Source organism: Paenibacillus sp. 2TAB26 (genome assembly GCF_052115145.1).
GTDB lineage: Bacteria > Bacillota > Bacilli > Paenibacillales > Paenibacillaceae > Pristimantibacillus.
The window spans coordinates 39920-53978 of record NZ_JBFRGC010000006.1 but is presented as its reverse complement, the minus strand read 5'-3'; the positions used below and the strand labels follow the sequence as shown (position 1 = coordinate 53978).

13 protein-coding genes are annotated in these 14059 nt (G+C 46.6%); 9 read left to right on the top strand and 4 right to left on the bottom strand.

What is annotated here, in order from left to right:
- The first annotated feature begins 114 nt into the window (after nt 1–114).
- From AB4Z50_RS07720 to AB4Z50_RS07700, 5 genes are all read left to right on the top strand, one after another.
- Nucleotides 115–564 (top strand): MarR family winged helix-turn-helix transcriptional regulator, encoded by a 450-nt coding sequence (locus AB4Z50_RS07720; RefSeq protein WP_339206344.1) that lies wholly within the window; start codon nt 115–117, stop codon nt 562–564.
- Between the two features lie 53 nt (nt 565–617).
- Entirely contained in the window at nt 618–1595 is a 978-nt protein-coding gene (locus tag AB4Z50_RS07715; RefSeq protein WP_441877687.1) for an aldo/keto reductase, read from the top strand.
- An 86-nt stretch (nt 1596–1681) separates the two neighbouring features.
- Nucleotides 1682–2173, top strand: a complete 492-nt coding sequence (locus AB4Z50_RS07710) for a hypothetical protein (RefSeq protein ID WP_441877685.1) — start codon at nt 1682–1684, stop codon at nt 2171–2173.
- 179 nt (nt 2174–2352) lie between these two features.
- Complete coding sequence (locus tag AB4Z50_RS07705; RefSeq protein ID WP_339206340.1) at nt 2353–2829, top strand: glutathione peroxidase; 477 nt, start codon at nt 2353–2355, stop codon at nt 2827–2829.
- 248 nt (nt 2830–3077) lie between these two features.
- Entirely contained in the window at nt 3078–3575 is a 498-nt protein-coding gene (locus AB4Z50_RS07700) for a MerR family transcriptional regulator (protein WP_441877683.1), read from the top strand.
- 103 nt (nt 3576–3678) lie between these two features.
- Here AB4Z50_RS07700 and hisS read toward each other — a convergent pair whose 3' ends face one another.
- Nucleotides 3679–4968 carry a histidine--tRNA ligase gene (gene hisS, locus AB4Z50_RS07695; RefSeq protein WP_441878019.1) on the bottom strand — a complete coding sequence of 430 codons (1290 nt, stop codon included), beginning with the start codon at nt 4966–4968 and terminating at the stop codon, nt 3679–3681.
- Nucleotides 4969–5371: 403 nt separating this feature from the next.
- Between hisS and AB4Z50_RS07690 the strand changes: the two genes are divergently transcribed.
- Together AB4Z50_RS07690 and AB4Z50_RS07685 are read left to right on the top strand one after the other, a co-directional pair.
- A complete protein-coding gene (locus tag AB4Z50_RS07690; protein WP_441877681.1) occupies nt 5372–6073 on the top strand; it encodes a peptidylprolyl isomerase in 702 nt (233 codons plus the stop codon).
- A gap of 147 nt (nt 6074–6220) precedes the next feature.
- Nucleotides 6221–7702, top strand: coding sequence for a glycoside hydrolase family 43 protein (locus tag AB4Z50_RS07685; RefSeq protein WP_441878017.1), 1482 nt, complete (start codon nt 6221–6223; stop codon nt 7700–7702).
- A 176-nt stretch (nt 7703–7878) separates the two neighbouring features.
- On the opposite strand, the gene AB4Z50_RS07680 is transcribed toward AB4Z50_RS07685, so the two are convergent.
- The gene (locus tag AB4Z50_RS07680) at nt 7879–10110 is read right to left on the bottom strand and encodes an asparaginase domain-containing protein (RefSeq protein ID WP_441877679.1); all 2232 of its coding nucleotides are present in this window, start codon (nt 10108–10110) and stop codon (nt 7879–7881) included.
- 20 nt (nt 10111–10130) lie between these two features.
- Entirely contained in the window at nt 10131–11480 is a 1350-nt protein-coding gene (locus AB4Z50_RS07675; protein WP_441877677.1) for an asparaginase, read from the bottom strand.
- 289 nt (nt 11481–11769) lie between these two features.
- Between AB4Z50_RS07675 and AB4Z50_RS07670 the strand changes: the two genes are divergently transcribed.
- Both AB4Z50_RS07670 and AB4Z50_RS07665 read left to right on the top strand, forming a co-directional pair.
- The gene (locus AB4Z50_RS07670; protein ID WP_441877675.1) at nt 11770–11889 is read left to right on the top strand and encodes a carbohydrate-binding protein; all 120 of its coding nucleotides are present in this window, start codon (nt 11770–11772) and stop codon (nt 11887–11889) included.
- 184 nt (nt 11890–12073) lie between these two features.
- Complete coding sequence (locus AB4Z50_RS07665) at nt 12074–12271, top strand: sporulation protein Cse60 (protein ID WP_076268509.1); 198 nt, start codon at nt 12074–12076, stop codon at nt 12269–12271.
- A gap of 421 nt (nt 12272–12692) precedes the next feature.
- On the opposite strand, the gene AB4Z50_RS07660 is transcribed toward AB4Z50_RS07665, so the two are convergent.
- Nucleotides 12693–14048 carry an LLM class flavin-dependent oxidoreductase gene (locus AB4Z50_RS07660; protein WP_441877672.1) on the bottom strand — a complete coding sequence of 452 codons (1356 nt, stop codon included), beginning with the start codon at nt 14046–14048 and terminating at the stop codon, nt 12693–12695.
- Nucleotides 14049–14059 lie beyond the last annotated feature (11 nt).

Genomic DNA, 14059 nt, shown 5'->3' with positions numbered 1-14059 from the left:
TGTATTGTCCATTCCTCTATATTATATTTATCACAATTTAATTTTGTTAAACTTAGAACATTAGCTCATTGCCTTTTAAACAAACAAATTCACCTTCCCACGGAGGACAACAACATGGACAGCAACGAAATTTTAAAACTGGACAATCAAATATGCTTCGCTTTTTATGCCTGCTCTCGAGAGATCACTAAGCTTTATCGCCCAATGCTCGAGAAGATCGACCTTACCTACACGCAATACGTTACAATGCTCGCCCTATGGGAGCAGGACCATGTTACGGTAACCGCGCTTGGCAATAAGCTTTATCTCGACTCAGGCACGTTGACCCCGCTTCTTAAGAAGCTGGAAGCTGCAGGACATATTACGCGTACGCGTGACCGCAACGATGAACGCAGCGTATTGGTGGAACTCACAGCGCAAGGCCGAGCATTAAAGGAACAAGCCGTCGATATTCCTCATCAGCTCGCATGCAAGCTTGACGGCACACCTGAAGAAGGTGCTGCATTGCTGGAACAAATGCATCAGTTCCTAGACCGAATACAGCAAGGATCAGCTAGAGCATAACGGAAAAAGACAGCTGCCCATTACTTATTCTGAAGTTCTGAAGGGAGCAAGCCATGACATCATCTACGGTTAGGCCATTTGGCCAAACGAGTTTGCAGTTATCTCCGCTTGGCCTTGGCTGCTGGCAATTCAGTAATGGCAAAGGGCTCGTCGGAAAGTTTTGGCCCGCTCTGAAGGGCGAAATCATTAATGATATCGTAAAAACAAGCTACGAAGGCGGCATTAACTGGTTTGACACCGCTGAAATTTACGGAAACGGCCAATCCGAGCAGCTGCTCGCCAGCGCTTTGCGCGAAGCCCTGCCAGCAGAGGATAAGGTCTATATTGCGACCAAGTGGTGGCCGGCAATGCGTACCGCCAGCAACATTGGCCGTACAATTGATGTGAGAATTAAACAGCTTGAGGGGCGTACAATCGACCTTTATCAAGTCCATCAGCCCTTCTCCTTCTCTTCAGTGAGCAGTGAGATGAAGGAAATGGCGAAGCTGGCCGCTGCCGGAAAAATCAAAAATATAGGTGTAAGCAATTTCTCCGCTAAACAAATGCGCGAGGCCGATCGCGTTCTGCGAGAGCATGGCTTGCAGCTCGCCTCCAATCAAGTAAAATACAGCCTACTTGACCGCCGCATCGAGAAAAATGGCATTCTCCAGACGGCGCAAGAACTTGGTTGTGCAATCATTGCTTATTCTCCACTTGAACAGGGTATATTAAGCGGGAAGTTTCATCATGATCCTTCTTTGATCAAAGCAATTAGCGGCCCGCGCAAATGGAGCTCCGCTTTTCAAACAAACGGCCTAAAACGCTCTAAGCCGCTTATTGATTCGCTTGAGCAGGTAGCTGCTCGTTATGAGGCTACCGCRACACAAATCGCGTTAAATTGGCTCATCCACGCTCATGGAGATACTGTATTCGCGATTCCCGGAGCATCAAAAATTCACCACGCCGAGCAAAACGTGAAAGCTATGCGTTTTAAGCTGACAATAGATGAAATTAACGAAATTAGCGAAGCTTCAGCACTTGCAGCTCGCTAATCCAGCCTCTCGATTCAAAGCAAGGAATGCAGGGTATAAGTACATGTAACCTCATTCTAGCTTAGATACGAGAGGAGAACTCCCCTATGACGACAGCCATTGGAGTATTTGACAAAGAAGAAGGTGTCTTGGAAGCGATCAAACGGTTTCAAGCAGCGAGAACAAATAGACATAATCTTAGAATCGTTCTGAAGAACAAGGAATCGGCTCCGCTTCTTGTTTCCGATTCAAGCATCCCTATTGAGGAAGTTTATGAAATTCGAGAAGCGCAAGAGGTGAACCAATCCGGAACAATTACTCCGCTTAGCGCCGCTCCATTTGCAGCAGGTTCAGGTTATACCGCCGGAAGCACTGGCCTAAACGGCGGCCCTACCGGCATTGCCGCAGGCGCCGTGAAGCTCGATAATGAGCCTGATACTAAAGACGTACTCCACGATATTGGCATAGAAGACAAATTCATCGAACCGTGCAAAGAAGCTGTCGATCAAGGCTACTACTTGCTAGTGGCTGACACTGATAACGAAGCCGCAGCAGGAGCCCTGCTACTTCAGTCGGGTGCATATAAAGTTCTTTATTAAAAGCAAGCCAGAGGCTGTCCCTAGCAAATAGGGGCGGCCTCTTATTCATTTACAGACCAATAAAAACAGCCTCTGGGCACAAGCTAACTCACCTCTATTTATTTCATTTGACACCTCTATATAGATTGAGTACAATTAAATTACAAAAAATATAAAATCGGTTGATGGAGGTTGTTCCTATGTCCTTATACAATATTGAAGTAAAGACCATTAGAGGCGAAAATCAGACTCTAGCCCCTTATAAAGGCAAGGTCATGCTCATCGTAAATACAGCTACCAAATGCGGCTTCGCCCCGCAATTCAAAGGTCTTCAAAAACTTCATGACACCTACAATAAACAAGGCTTTTCTGTACTAGGCTTCCCCTCATCGCAATTCGCCAATCAAGAGCTTAGCGACGACAGCAAGGTTGCAGAAGCGTGCGAAATCAATTTCGGAGTATCGTTCCCTTTATTCTCCAAAGTGGATGTAAACGGCAGCACTGCGCACCCTTTATTCCAGCACCTGACGAATGAAGCACGCGGCTTCCTCGGCACAAGGTCGATCAAATGGAATTTCACCAAATTTCTTGTCGACCAGAACGGCAAGGTATTAAAGCGCTTCGGATCAAAGGATACGCCTGAGAAAATCGAACGATATGTACAGAAGCTGCTGTAAAGTTCTGCTTAGGTCTTAACCGCTTCAGTTAATATATCCCGCAAATAAAGAAGCCTTCTTCCCCACTCAGAGCGTGGATAAGAAAGCTTCTTTTTTAATTGCCGCAATATTCGCGTTACTGCTGCGAGCATGAAAAAACAATCGGATGATCACTTCTTTTAGCGATTAACCACTACCTTTGTCAGCCGTGCAGGAGAGCATGTTTTCGGCACGAATAACTCTAGTAATTAATAAGCGAGGTGATGACAATGGCGTTGTTAAAAACCAAAGAAGCCGCTCAGCTTCTTGCTGTCAGTGAAACAACAGTCAGACGTTGGATATCCCAGTTCCCCTCTTCTTTCGGCAAGGATACGCTCGGTCACTATACCTTTGATGAGACGGCTCTTCATAACCTGCAGCTGATTAAGCAAGAATTGGAGGAAGGGATCAGCCTGCAAGACATTAATCTTTCTCCCATTCCACAAGATCTGCAGGCATCTGTACCTGTATACGAGGATCGCGAGGAACTGCTCCACCGACTGAGCCGTTTGGAAGCTTCCCTGTCTCAGAAAGCGGATGAAGTCGTCACTTACCAGCTGCTCAGCCACCGGCAGGAGCTCGACGAGCTTAGGCTCGTTCTGACTCAGCTAACCGCAAGCATGGACGCACTGCAATACCCTCAGCAGCATATCGCCGCCGCATCGCTCCCAGCAAAGGATCGTACCAAACGACGCAAGCTGATCAGCATCCTATTCCCTTTCCTATAACGACTATTCCTCTAGCTCTCGTAATGTCATGACGGGCAGCCAAGATAAAGAAGACGAGTACAACTTGGCTGCTCCAATATAAAACTTTTTAACTTATCGATCCTCATCCACTTACCTTTTCTAAAATATAAATAGCTTCATCGACGCTCATTTCCCTTTCGACCCGCTTCTCCATATCCTTCAAGCGTACTAAGCCTGCCTTCCATTCCGCCTCTCCCACCAGAAGAGCGTAACGTATACCGCTGTTCGCTACCGAAGCAAGTATATTTTTCAGCTTTCGTCCGCTAGAATCGAGCTTCACTCGAATGCCGCTCGCACGCAAATCCGCTGCGGTTTGCAGCAGTTCTGCCGCCGTTACGCTTACGGGAATGAGCACTACGTTAACCGAAGCCTTCGCTGCAGCTGCGTAACGTTCTTCAAGCAAAGCCATAATTGACTCCATCCCAAACGACAAGCCGACCGCTGCATACTCAGCATCATCCCTGCCTATAAGCTGTCCAATAATGGCATCATACCGACCGCCGCCGCCAAGGCTCGATGCGAAGCCGTTCGAAGCATCAAATATTTCATAAACCGTACCTGTGTAGAAAGATAACCCGCGTGAGAGAAAAGGGTCAAACACACAAACAGACTCTAATCCAAGCTTGCACAAAATATCACGAACCTCGATTACTTCCTGCGCCCCAGCACTATATTGCAGGTCATATTTATCTATCAACGTCTCTAGTGTAGGCTCCTCCAGCTCAATCAACTCTAAAATCGCAGCAATGACCCCGCCAGCCAAACCCTTCTCAGCAAGCTCCGCCTTCACACTGTCTATTCCGATTTTTGCGAGCTTATCCAAAGTCAGCATAACCGACAACGAATCCGCCCCCTCGACGCCAATTGCTGTAAGCATTTCGCCAAGAAACCGCCTATTATTCCATTTTAATTGGATATCCAGCTCCAGGGTGTGAAACACATCGACAGCCAGCTGCATCAATTCCACCTCAGCTTCCGGCCCCTTCACCCCAACAACATCCACATCACATTGCAAAAATTCTCGCAGCCGCCCGCGTTTAACGGGACCGTCACGGAACACCTTCCCCATTTCATATCGCTTGAAAGGCAATTCAATACTCGGATTTAATGCCATCACCTTGGCAAAAGGGATCGTCAAATCATAGCGCAAGCCTAATCGTCGTTTTCGCTGATCTGTAAGCTGGTACATTTCCTTAACAATCTCATCGCCGCCTGCATATTTGGATGTCAAGAAAGCAAGATCAGTCAGCTCGGTAGACACCATCTCATCAAAGTCATATAGCTCAAACTTTTCCCGCAGAGTCTCCTGAATCTTTCTTCTAAGCGCTTGCTCCCTGCCGTAATAATCATAGGTTCCCTTTACATTTTGCATCACGATCATTCCTCTCACTACGTTATTGGAATAAAAAAAACGCGCAGGACCTCTTGGTCCTGCGCGCATCGTATGCTGCAGGGAGGCCAACGCGAGAAGCGCTAGCCCACCCTGAATGTTGATCAGGGGTGCTAACGCTTGGTGAAATGATGAAGCTGATTCAATTGGAATGTGTACATAAGACCCAATCCCTTCGACTGAATTAATGTGATTATAGCGAATCAGCGCTTGTCGCGCAAGACCTTAAGCTTATTAGAGACTTTCAACACAATGATAACTCCAATGGATTCGCATTTAAATCACGCAATATGATATTATACAAGTTGGATATAAAAGGTGAATGCTGCGCGAACCGGATCGTCTCAAGGTCATTTGCATTCGCAAATTTAAGGAGGATATTGAAATGCTGTTTAAGAACAAACGTCTTGGGATCATGCTTCTTCTTGCACTAACTCTGATTATTGTAGCATCAGGCTGCGGCGCAAACGGGAGTAATGAGAAAACAGGATCAGGCAGTGGCAACACAAGCACAACTCCCCCTACTGAAGCACCTGCTGAGGAAGGCCCTGAGCTTCTTGGCTCGGACAAGCATCCTGTTGTAACGATTGAACTTAGCAATGACAAAATCATTAAGCTTGAGCTTTACCCAGAGGTTGCACCTAATACCGTAAACAACTTTATTTCTCTTATTAATAAAGGCTTCTATGATGGCGTTATTTTTCACCGCGTGATTCCAGGGTTTATGATTCAAGGCGGAGATCCAGAAGGTACTGGCACCGGTGGTCCAGGATACAGCATTCCAGGCGAATTTAACAGCAATGGTTTCGAGAACAAGCTGAAGCATACTCGCGGTGTTATCTCCATGGCTCGTACGAATGATCCAGATTCTGGGGGCTCGCAATTTTTCATCATGCATGCTGATGCACCTTCACTCGATAATGAATACGCAGCTTTCGGAAAAGTAACCGAAGGCATCGAAGCGGTCGATGAGGTTGCCAATCAGAAGGTCGGCCCAGGCGATATGCCGGAAACACCGATTTCGATGAAAAAAGTAACTGTAGACACGCTCGGCATGACGTTCGAAGAACCAGTTAAGACGAAATAAGAGAAGGGCTGAGCCCTTCTCTTTTTTTATTACCTAGAATATAATATATTCATTAATCAATTAATGTTTATAGTAATAACCCGATGTTAACCTAGGAGGATTTTCTACTTGAGAAAACAAACCATTATTTTGTTAACGGTATGCATAATGACATTTATGAGCGCTTGCAGTGGAAATAACGCCGGAAATGCAGCTCCACCAGCGGAGAGCAATCAGCCATCCGCAGCTAGCCATACTTCAAACCAACCAAAAACGGAAGCGGTTACAGTGGAGGAGCCTCTATTCACTAACGCCTCCGTTCATGATCCGTCGATTATCAAAGTTCGTGATACCTTCTATATTTTCGGCTCGCATCTCGCTGCGGCGAAGTCGAAGGATCTCATGGCCTGGGAGCAGCTGAACTCCAGTGTCTATGAAGGGAATCCCATCATACCGGATGTACTGACAGAGATGAGCGAGGAGCTAGCTTGGGCCGAGACTGATACGTTCTGGGCAGGCGATGTCATCCAATTGCCGGACGGCAAATTTTATATGTATTACAGCATGTGCAAAGGCGACTCGCCTCGGTCGGTGCTTGGATATGCGGTTGCCGATCAGGTTGAAGGGCCTTATAAAAATAAAGGCACGATTCTCAAATCGGGCATGTGGAATGAGTTGAGCGAGGATGGAACGTTGTATGACGCGGCAGTACATCCAAACGTAGTCGATCCAAATTTGTTTTATGATAAAGACGGCATTCTATGGATGGTTTATGGCTCATACTCCGGCGGTATTTTTATTATGAAAATGAATCCAAAAACAGGTCTGCCCTTTCCCGATCAAGGCTACGGCAAACGACTGCTCGGCAACAATCACAGCCGCATCGAGGCGCCTTATATGATGTACAACAAAGAAACGGACTATTACTATTTATACCTTTCCTATGGCGGACTAGACTCCACAGGCGGATACAACATTCGTGTGGCACGCTCAAAAAATCCCGACGGCCCGTTCCTCGATTCAGAGGGCAAGGAAATGATCGACGCATTTGGCGCCTTCGGAACGCTGTTTGATGATGCTTCTATTGTGCCTTATGGAGTGAAGCTCATGGGAAATTTCCAAATGGACAATGTCGACGGAGAAATTGCTAATATTGGGACGGGTTATACTTCACCTGGCCATAACTCCACTTACAACGAGCCTGACACGGGTAAAATGTTTATTATTTTCCACACTCGTTTTCCATCTCGCGGAGAAAGCCACGAGATAAGAGTCCATCAAATGCTTATGAACACGGAAGGCTGGCCTGTTGTCGCGCCTCATCGTTATGCAGGCGAAACCGCAGAGAAAGTGAAGACCGAGCAAATCATCGGCGAATACAAATACGTGAACCATGGCAAAGACATTACGGCTGATGTAAAACCAGCAACACTGCTTTCTCTCAACAAAGACGGCACAATCTCCGGAAGCACAAGCGGCTCATGGAAAAGCACCGGCGCTGTTACTATCGATCTTACAATTGATGGTTCGCTGTATCACGGCGTCTTACTCCGTCAGTGGAATGAAGGCACACTCAGCTATGTGATGACATTCAGCGCACTATCCAAAGAAGGAGCTGCCGTTTGGGGCAGTCACGTCTCCAAAGAGTAGCTTTTATATTACTTTGACAAGTCACTAACCTGATTCTTTGGCCTGATCCCCGTTAATCTTCATCTCCTTTGGGTGGTGGGAAAGGGCGCATGCGTGTATTAGGATATGGCGTAAAAAAAGCGGTTCTTAAAGGTTCTAATCAACCTTTAAAAACCGCTCTTTTTCTGTTTAAGCCATTATTTGTTTTTAAGCATATTCATAATAACCGTAATCGCGTCTGCCCGCGTTGCTGTAGCTTTTGGCGCAAAGACATTGCCCGTACGGCCCTGAATGATGCCTTTATCGCTAACCGCTTTAATCGCACCCTTCGCCCATGCCGGGATATCCTTGTTATCAGCAAAGCTGGTTGTCGCATTCGGATCTAACGTTAATCCAGCACCGCTTGCAATCATTGACACCATTTCCATACGCAAAATGTTTGCGCCCGGACGGAAGGTTCCATCTGGATAGCCGCTAATAATGTCCGCTTTGACCGCTTGTGCAACAGCTTCCTTTGCCCAAGTCGCAATTTTATCATTATCAGCAAAGGCAAGCACCGAGCCTGCACCATCCGCTTTCAACGCACCCATCAGCATAACGGAAAATTCCGCACGTGTTACGGTTTTATTCGGTTTAAAAGTACCGTCTTCATATCCCTTCACAATTCCGGATGCGACCGCCTCTTTAATAGCAGCCTCTGCCCAGTGCTTTGATATATCTGTAAAAGAAGGCACTTCTTCAACTTTCTTGTCTACAGCGAATACAGCAAACTTAGTAAAATGATCAGATTGTACAGTAATAAAGTTATCCTTTACCGTACCACCCATCTCTACCCATTGCTTCTTCACCTCATCGTAATAGAATACGGACGCCGTCTGACCACTCTTGATCAAAGCGGTATCAAACTTAAAGGTCAGCGTGACTGGAACGAAGAAATCAGCTGATATCGACTTGAGTATTTCAAAAATAGAAGACACTCGCTTGCTCGATGGCTCAACAATGCCGCCCGTTTCAGTCAGTTTCTCGATAGAAAGCAGCATTTGCTCCTTCGTCGCACCCGCTGGAATAGATACAGTAACGCTATCATCCAAGCCAAGCGTACCTGCGCTGCCCGCACCAATCGAGACCTGTCCTTTATTTGGTACATTGCCACCCGAACCACCTGTACCACCTTCTACTGGAGGAGTTGGAGTTGGAGTTGGAGTCGGTGTAGGTGTTTCAGGCGTTTCAGGCACATCAATCTTAATATCTTGCGTCCCTACCGTTTCAAACCAGTTCTTCACTGTAGCAAAATCATTCGAGAATGCCAGCGAAAGCATAAGCATGATGCGTGCATGCTGCGGGTTTAAATTATCTCCGGCAATAATGCCGTTTCCGCCGCCAGTGATCGTTCCAGAACCCGTTCTAGTCGTCGATACGAATGTAACGCCATGATCCTTAATCGCTGCGGACCGCGCCGCGCTCATCTTCGACGAAATACCAGCCGCCCCAGTGCCGGCTGTTACAATCCCTTTGGCTCCATCAGCTACTAAAGCACGAATGGCACCGCCGCCGGCTTCTTGGTAGCTATAAACGATTTCAACGATAGGCAAATTGTCCTTCGAAATATTTTTCAATGCAAACGGCGTTTTCCAATCCGCTTGTCCAGCTTTGAGCGCCCTAGCATTCAGACGATACATACGTACCGCTGCATCATCAACGTAACCAAGCACGCCGAACATCGGTGTCTCAAACGTATCCGTCCGGTGCGAATTGCTCTTTGTTACTTCGCGTGCCGCATGAATGACATCGTTTAGCATAACGACCGTGCCGAACCACTTTGTTTTGCCGCTCCCCGCCACCTTAATTGCTTGATACAGGTTGGCCGGAGCATCCGTTCCAACGACATCCCAAGGCCGCATTGAACCCGTGACAACTACCGGCTTCTCGCTTTGAACAGTTAGATCGAGAAAATAAGCAATTTCCTCCATCGTGTCCGTACCTGTCGTAACAACTGCACTATCATAAATTTCAAGCGCAGCATCCACCGCAAGGGAGAGATCATACAGGTCCTTCATACTGTAGCCGCTCGAGCCCTTGTTGCCGAATTGATAAGTAGAGACATCCGCTATTTTATTTTTCCCAGGCAGCTGAGCTACCATATCCGCCATTTTATACGTTCCTGCAGCATAGCTTTGGAAATTAGTAGGATCATTATTACTCGCTTTACCAGCAATCGTCCCGCCAGTCGCCACTACAATGACATTTGGCAATGGAGAAGCTTTATGCTCCTCGGATAATGCCGGGATATCAAAGGTAGGCAGCTGAGGTGCTGCAGTCTCGGCACGAACTGAGCCGGCATAGCCAGTCAGTATCGTACTGAGGAGAGCCATAATGAGGAGGGGAATGAAAACTTTCTTTGCTGTAGTTGATTCACTTCTTATGGTCATAACCGTACTCCTCCCCCTAATTATGGCGTCACTGGTGCTGTTTCAGGCGTTGTTTCTGTAACAGCCGGAACTTCTGCTTCCGGTGTAGGAACAACAACGACAGGTTCCGTTACAACAGGCTCTTCGATTGGTTCTTCAACCGTCGTGCTTAGTACCGTATTTTCATCAACTGAAATTTCTACATCCTGTGTGCCAAAAGTCGTGAACCAGTTTCTAATCTTGTTTACATCGTTTGTAAATGCTAGGGACAGCAACAACATCATACGAGCATGCGCCGCATTCAAGTTGTCTCCGCCAATAACACTTCCGCTGCCGCTATCATAGATAGAGCCTGAGCCTGTTCTTGTTGTCGATACAAATACGACACCTTTATCCTTAATGGCCGCGGAACGTGCAGCACTTAGCTTCGACGAAATGCCGCCAGCGCCTGTTCCTGCGGTTACAATTCCCTTCGCTCCGTCTTCCACCAAGCCGCGAATAGCGCCGCCGCCCGCCTCTTGATAGCTGTATACGATTTCTACTATCGGAAGACTATCTTTGGAGATGGTTTTCAAATCGAATGGTGAAGCCCATGCTGGTGTGCCTGCTTTTGCCGCTCTAGCAGGAGCACGGTAAATACGAACAGCCGGGTCATCCACATAACCTAGTGCACCAAACATCGGAGCATCAAAAGTATCGGTACGGTGTGAATTTGACTTCGTAACTTCACGCGCCGCATAAATGACATCATTCAACATGACCACTGTTCCAAACCATTTTGTTTTACCGCTGCCAGCTAGTTTAATAGCTTGATAGAGATTAGCAGGCGCATCCGTTCCAATAACATCCCATGGACGCATAGAGCCTGTAACAACAACCGGTTTTTCACTGCGAACGGTTAGATCGAGGAAATACGCGATTTCTTCCATCGTATCCGTACCCGTCGTTACAACTGCACTATCATAAATCTTAAGAGCTTCGTCTACCGCAAGCGATAGATCATAAAGATCTCTAATACTATAGCCGCTCGAACCCTTGTTACCGAATTGGTAGGTAGAAACATCAGCTATTTTATTTTTCCCAGGCAGCTGAGCAACCATATCTGCCATTTTATAAGTACCAGCCGCATAGCTCTGGAAGTTAGTAGGATCATTATTGCTTGCTTTACCCGCAATCGTTCCTCCTGTTGCAACAACAATAACATTAGGAAGACTTGAAGCTTGATGTTCAGCGGATAGGGCCGGAATATCAAATGTCGGCAATTGCGGCGCTTCCTCCGCGCGTACAAAATCCGTTTTTGTCAGTACCCCTACCATCGCTGCAAGCAATGAAAGTACAAGCAGTGGAATTAAAATCTTTTTCGCTATCTCGCTCTTTACAACTCGTGTCATGTTTAACTCCTCCTATGCGATATAATTCTCTCTTTCTTCTACATCAGTCTATTTCATGTTATATAAGTTAACAAATCATTAAAGTAGACAAAAAAGCGTAACCATCGAGGTATAACTCTACTTTTCACTCATTTGTGCTCATATCCTTACTAAATTGAAGAAAACATATGTTAGTTTTATTTACATGAATTAACGAGATTACTAGATTAATGCTCAGTATAAAAAAGGATTCTATAAATCAGTTTCAGTGTAAGAATTAGTAAGATAGACACTGTTTTTTATTCTCTATTTGTATTTAGGAGGGACATATGTCACTTATAATGGCGACACCTATGTAGCCAAATGGTGGACGATGGGAGAAAGGCCTGATCAAGGCGGCGTCTGGAAAAAAGCTAAACAACCCATGTAGCCGAATAGGGGCAGCTTCGTTATTTTAGCGAAGCTGCCCCTATTTTCTTTGTCTAAAATGGATCATTAAATCTCCCTGTTGACACTTATAGTACGCAATGCTATGGTGGACGTCAGAAGGCATTCTGCTATCGACGCGGGGTGCCTATCTGTATATTTATTTGGTAAGGGAGGACACAACGAATATGATTCAAGTAAAAGAATTTATTGATACCGATTCTGTTTTTGCTGAAAAAAGAGCAAATGAGTTTTTGGCAGAACTGAGCGACGATCAAGTCATTAATATTTGCTACGGCTCCATGATCAAAACAGCCACTTCAGGCAACACTTATCAGCGCAGCACTATACTTGTCGTTTATAAGCAAAGCAAAGAGAAGGAATAAAGAAAGCGGGTGATCCCATCATTAAGCCTCGTCAAGATAATCTAGAGCATCATGAGACGCAGGGGAATGAGGACAAGGACATTCGAAACACAAAAAGAGATAAGTGGGAAATTTTTTTCCGTATCCTTTCCTCCACGGCAGCATTTGGTTTGGTAGCTATCGCTATCGGCTATGTCACCTATTCATTTTTCATAAAATAGAGGCTGCTGTCTTGGAACCGTTATCACTTATTTTTAAGGTGGAGGTTTGCCATGAAATATTTTACTTATAATCGATGGCGTTTATTAAAGAGCGGAATATTCACAAAACCTTAGTCCCCCCTTCCCTGTAACAACGGTAAAGAAGCAAGCAGCCGTCGCCTAATCATGGCGCCACCTGCTTGCTTCTTTGCGTTTTTTTCACTATTGCCGCTCAGCTCTTGTTACGCTTGTTCTTGTACCACAGGACGTTTGTTGCGGAAATGCCCTTCGCTTGGACGTTCAAGTCCAAGATGGTCACGAAGGGTATCTCCCGTGTAATCTTCACGAAACAGTCCGCGCTGCTGCAAAATCGGTACGACATAATGAACGAAATCGTCGAGCCCTCCAGGAAGAACCGGAGCCATGATATTGAAGCCATCGCAGCCATAGTCCTCAAACCACAGCTCGATAAGGTCAGCCAGCTGTTCGGGCGTACCAACAAACTGCAAATGTCCCCTCGCTCCTAGCATTCTGCTTCCAAGCTCTCGCATCGACAGCTTATCTTTGCGCGCCATATCCATAATAAGTTGAACACGGCTCTTCATGCCGTTGGATGCTTCAACAGGATCAGGAATATCCGGCAGCTGATCATCAAGCGAATAGCTGCTTAGATCTACGCCGAGGAATCCTGATAAGAAGCCGACAATATGCGCAGCAGGAATAAGCTCCTGCAGCTCTTGGTAACGCTGCTTCGCTTCCTCTTCCGTCGCACCAAGAATCGGGGAGAGGCCTGGCATGATTTTTAGACTGCCGCGTTCCCTTCCACACTCTCCAAGCTTGCTGTTCACACTCTCATAAAAGATTTTTGCCGCTTCCAGCGATTGCTGCGCCGTAAATATAACCTCGCCAATGCTGGCCGCAAAGTCTTGACCTGGACCTGATGAGCCTGCCTGAATTAGCACCGGATAACCTTGAGGAGATCTCGGCACATTCAGCGGTCCTTTCGTGGAGTACCATTCCCCGCTGTAATCAACTGGCCTTACTTTAGACTCATCGGCAAACTGACCCGACACCCGGTCAAGCACAAGCGCGCCATCCTCCCAGCTATCCCATAAGCGGGTTGTGGCATCCACAAATTCACGAGCCATCTTGTAACGCAGGCCGTGCTCGGGATGTTTTGGCTGCCCGTAATTATGAGCTTCCAGATCAAGCTGCGAGGTTACAATATTCCAGCCTGCCCGCCCGCCGCTAATATGATCAAGCGAAGAAAACTTTCGTGCGACATTAAAAGGGGTGTTGTATGTGGTTGAGACAGTTGCAGTCAGCCCAATCTTCTCCGTAACAGCCGATAATGCGGACAATAGCGTAATAGGCTCCAGCATGCCTGCAACCGCTTGCCCCACATTAGTGGCATACAGCAGATCTGCGAAGAAGAGCATGTCGAACTTGCCGCGCTCCGCGGTTTGCGCAAGCTTCTGATAAAACTTCACATCAAACATTCCTTCAACACCCGACTCCGGATGACGCCAGCCTGCATGATGATGGCCTGTATAATAAATAAATGCTCCGAGATGGAGCTGCTCCTGCCGTTTCCCCATAACCCGTTAAC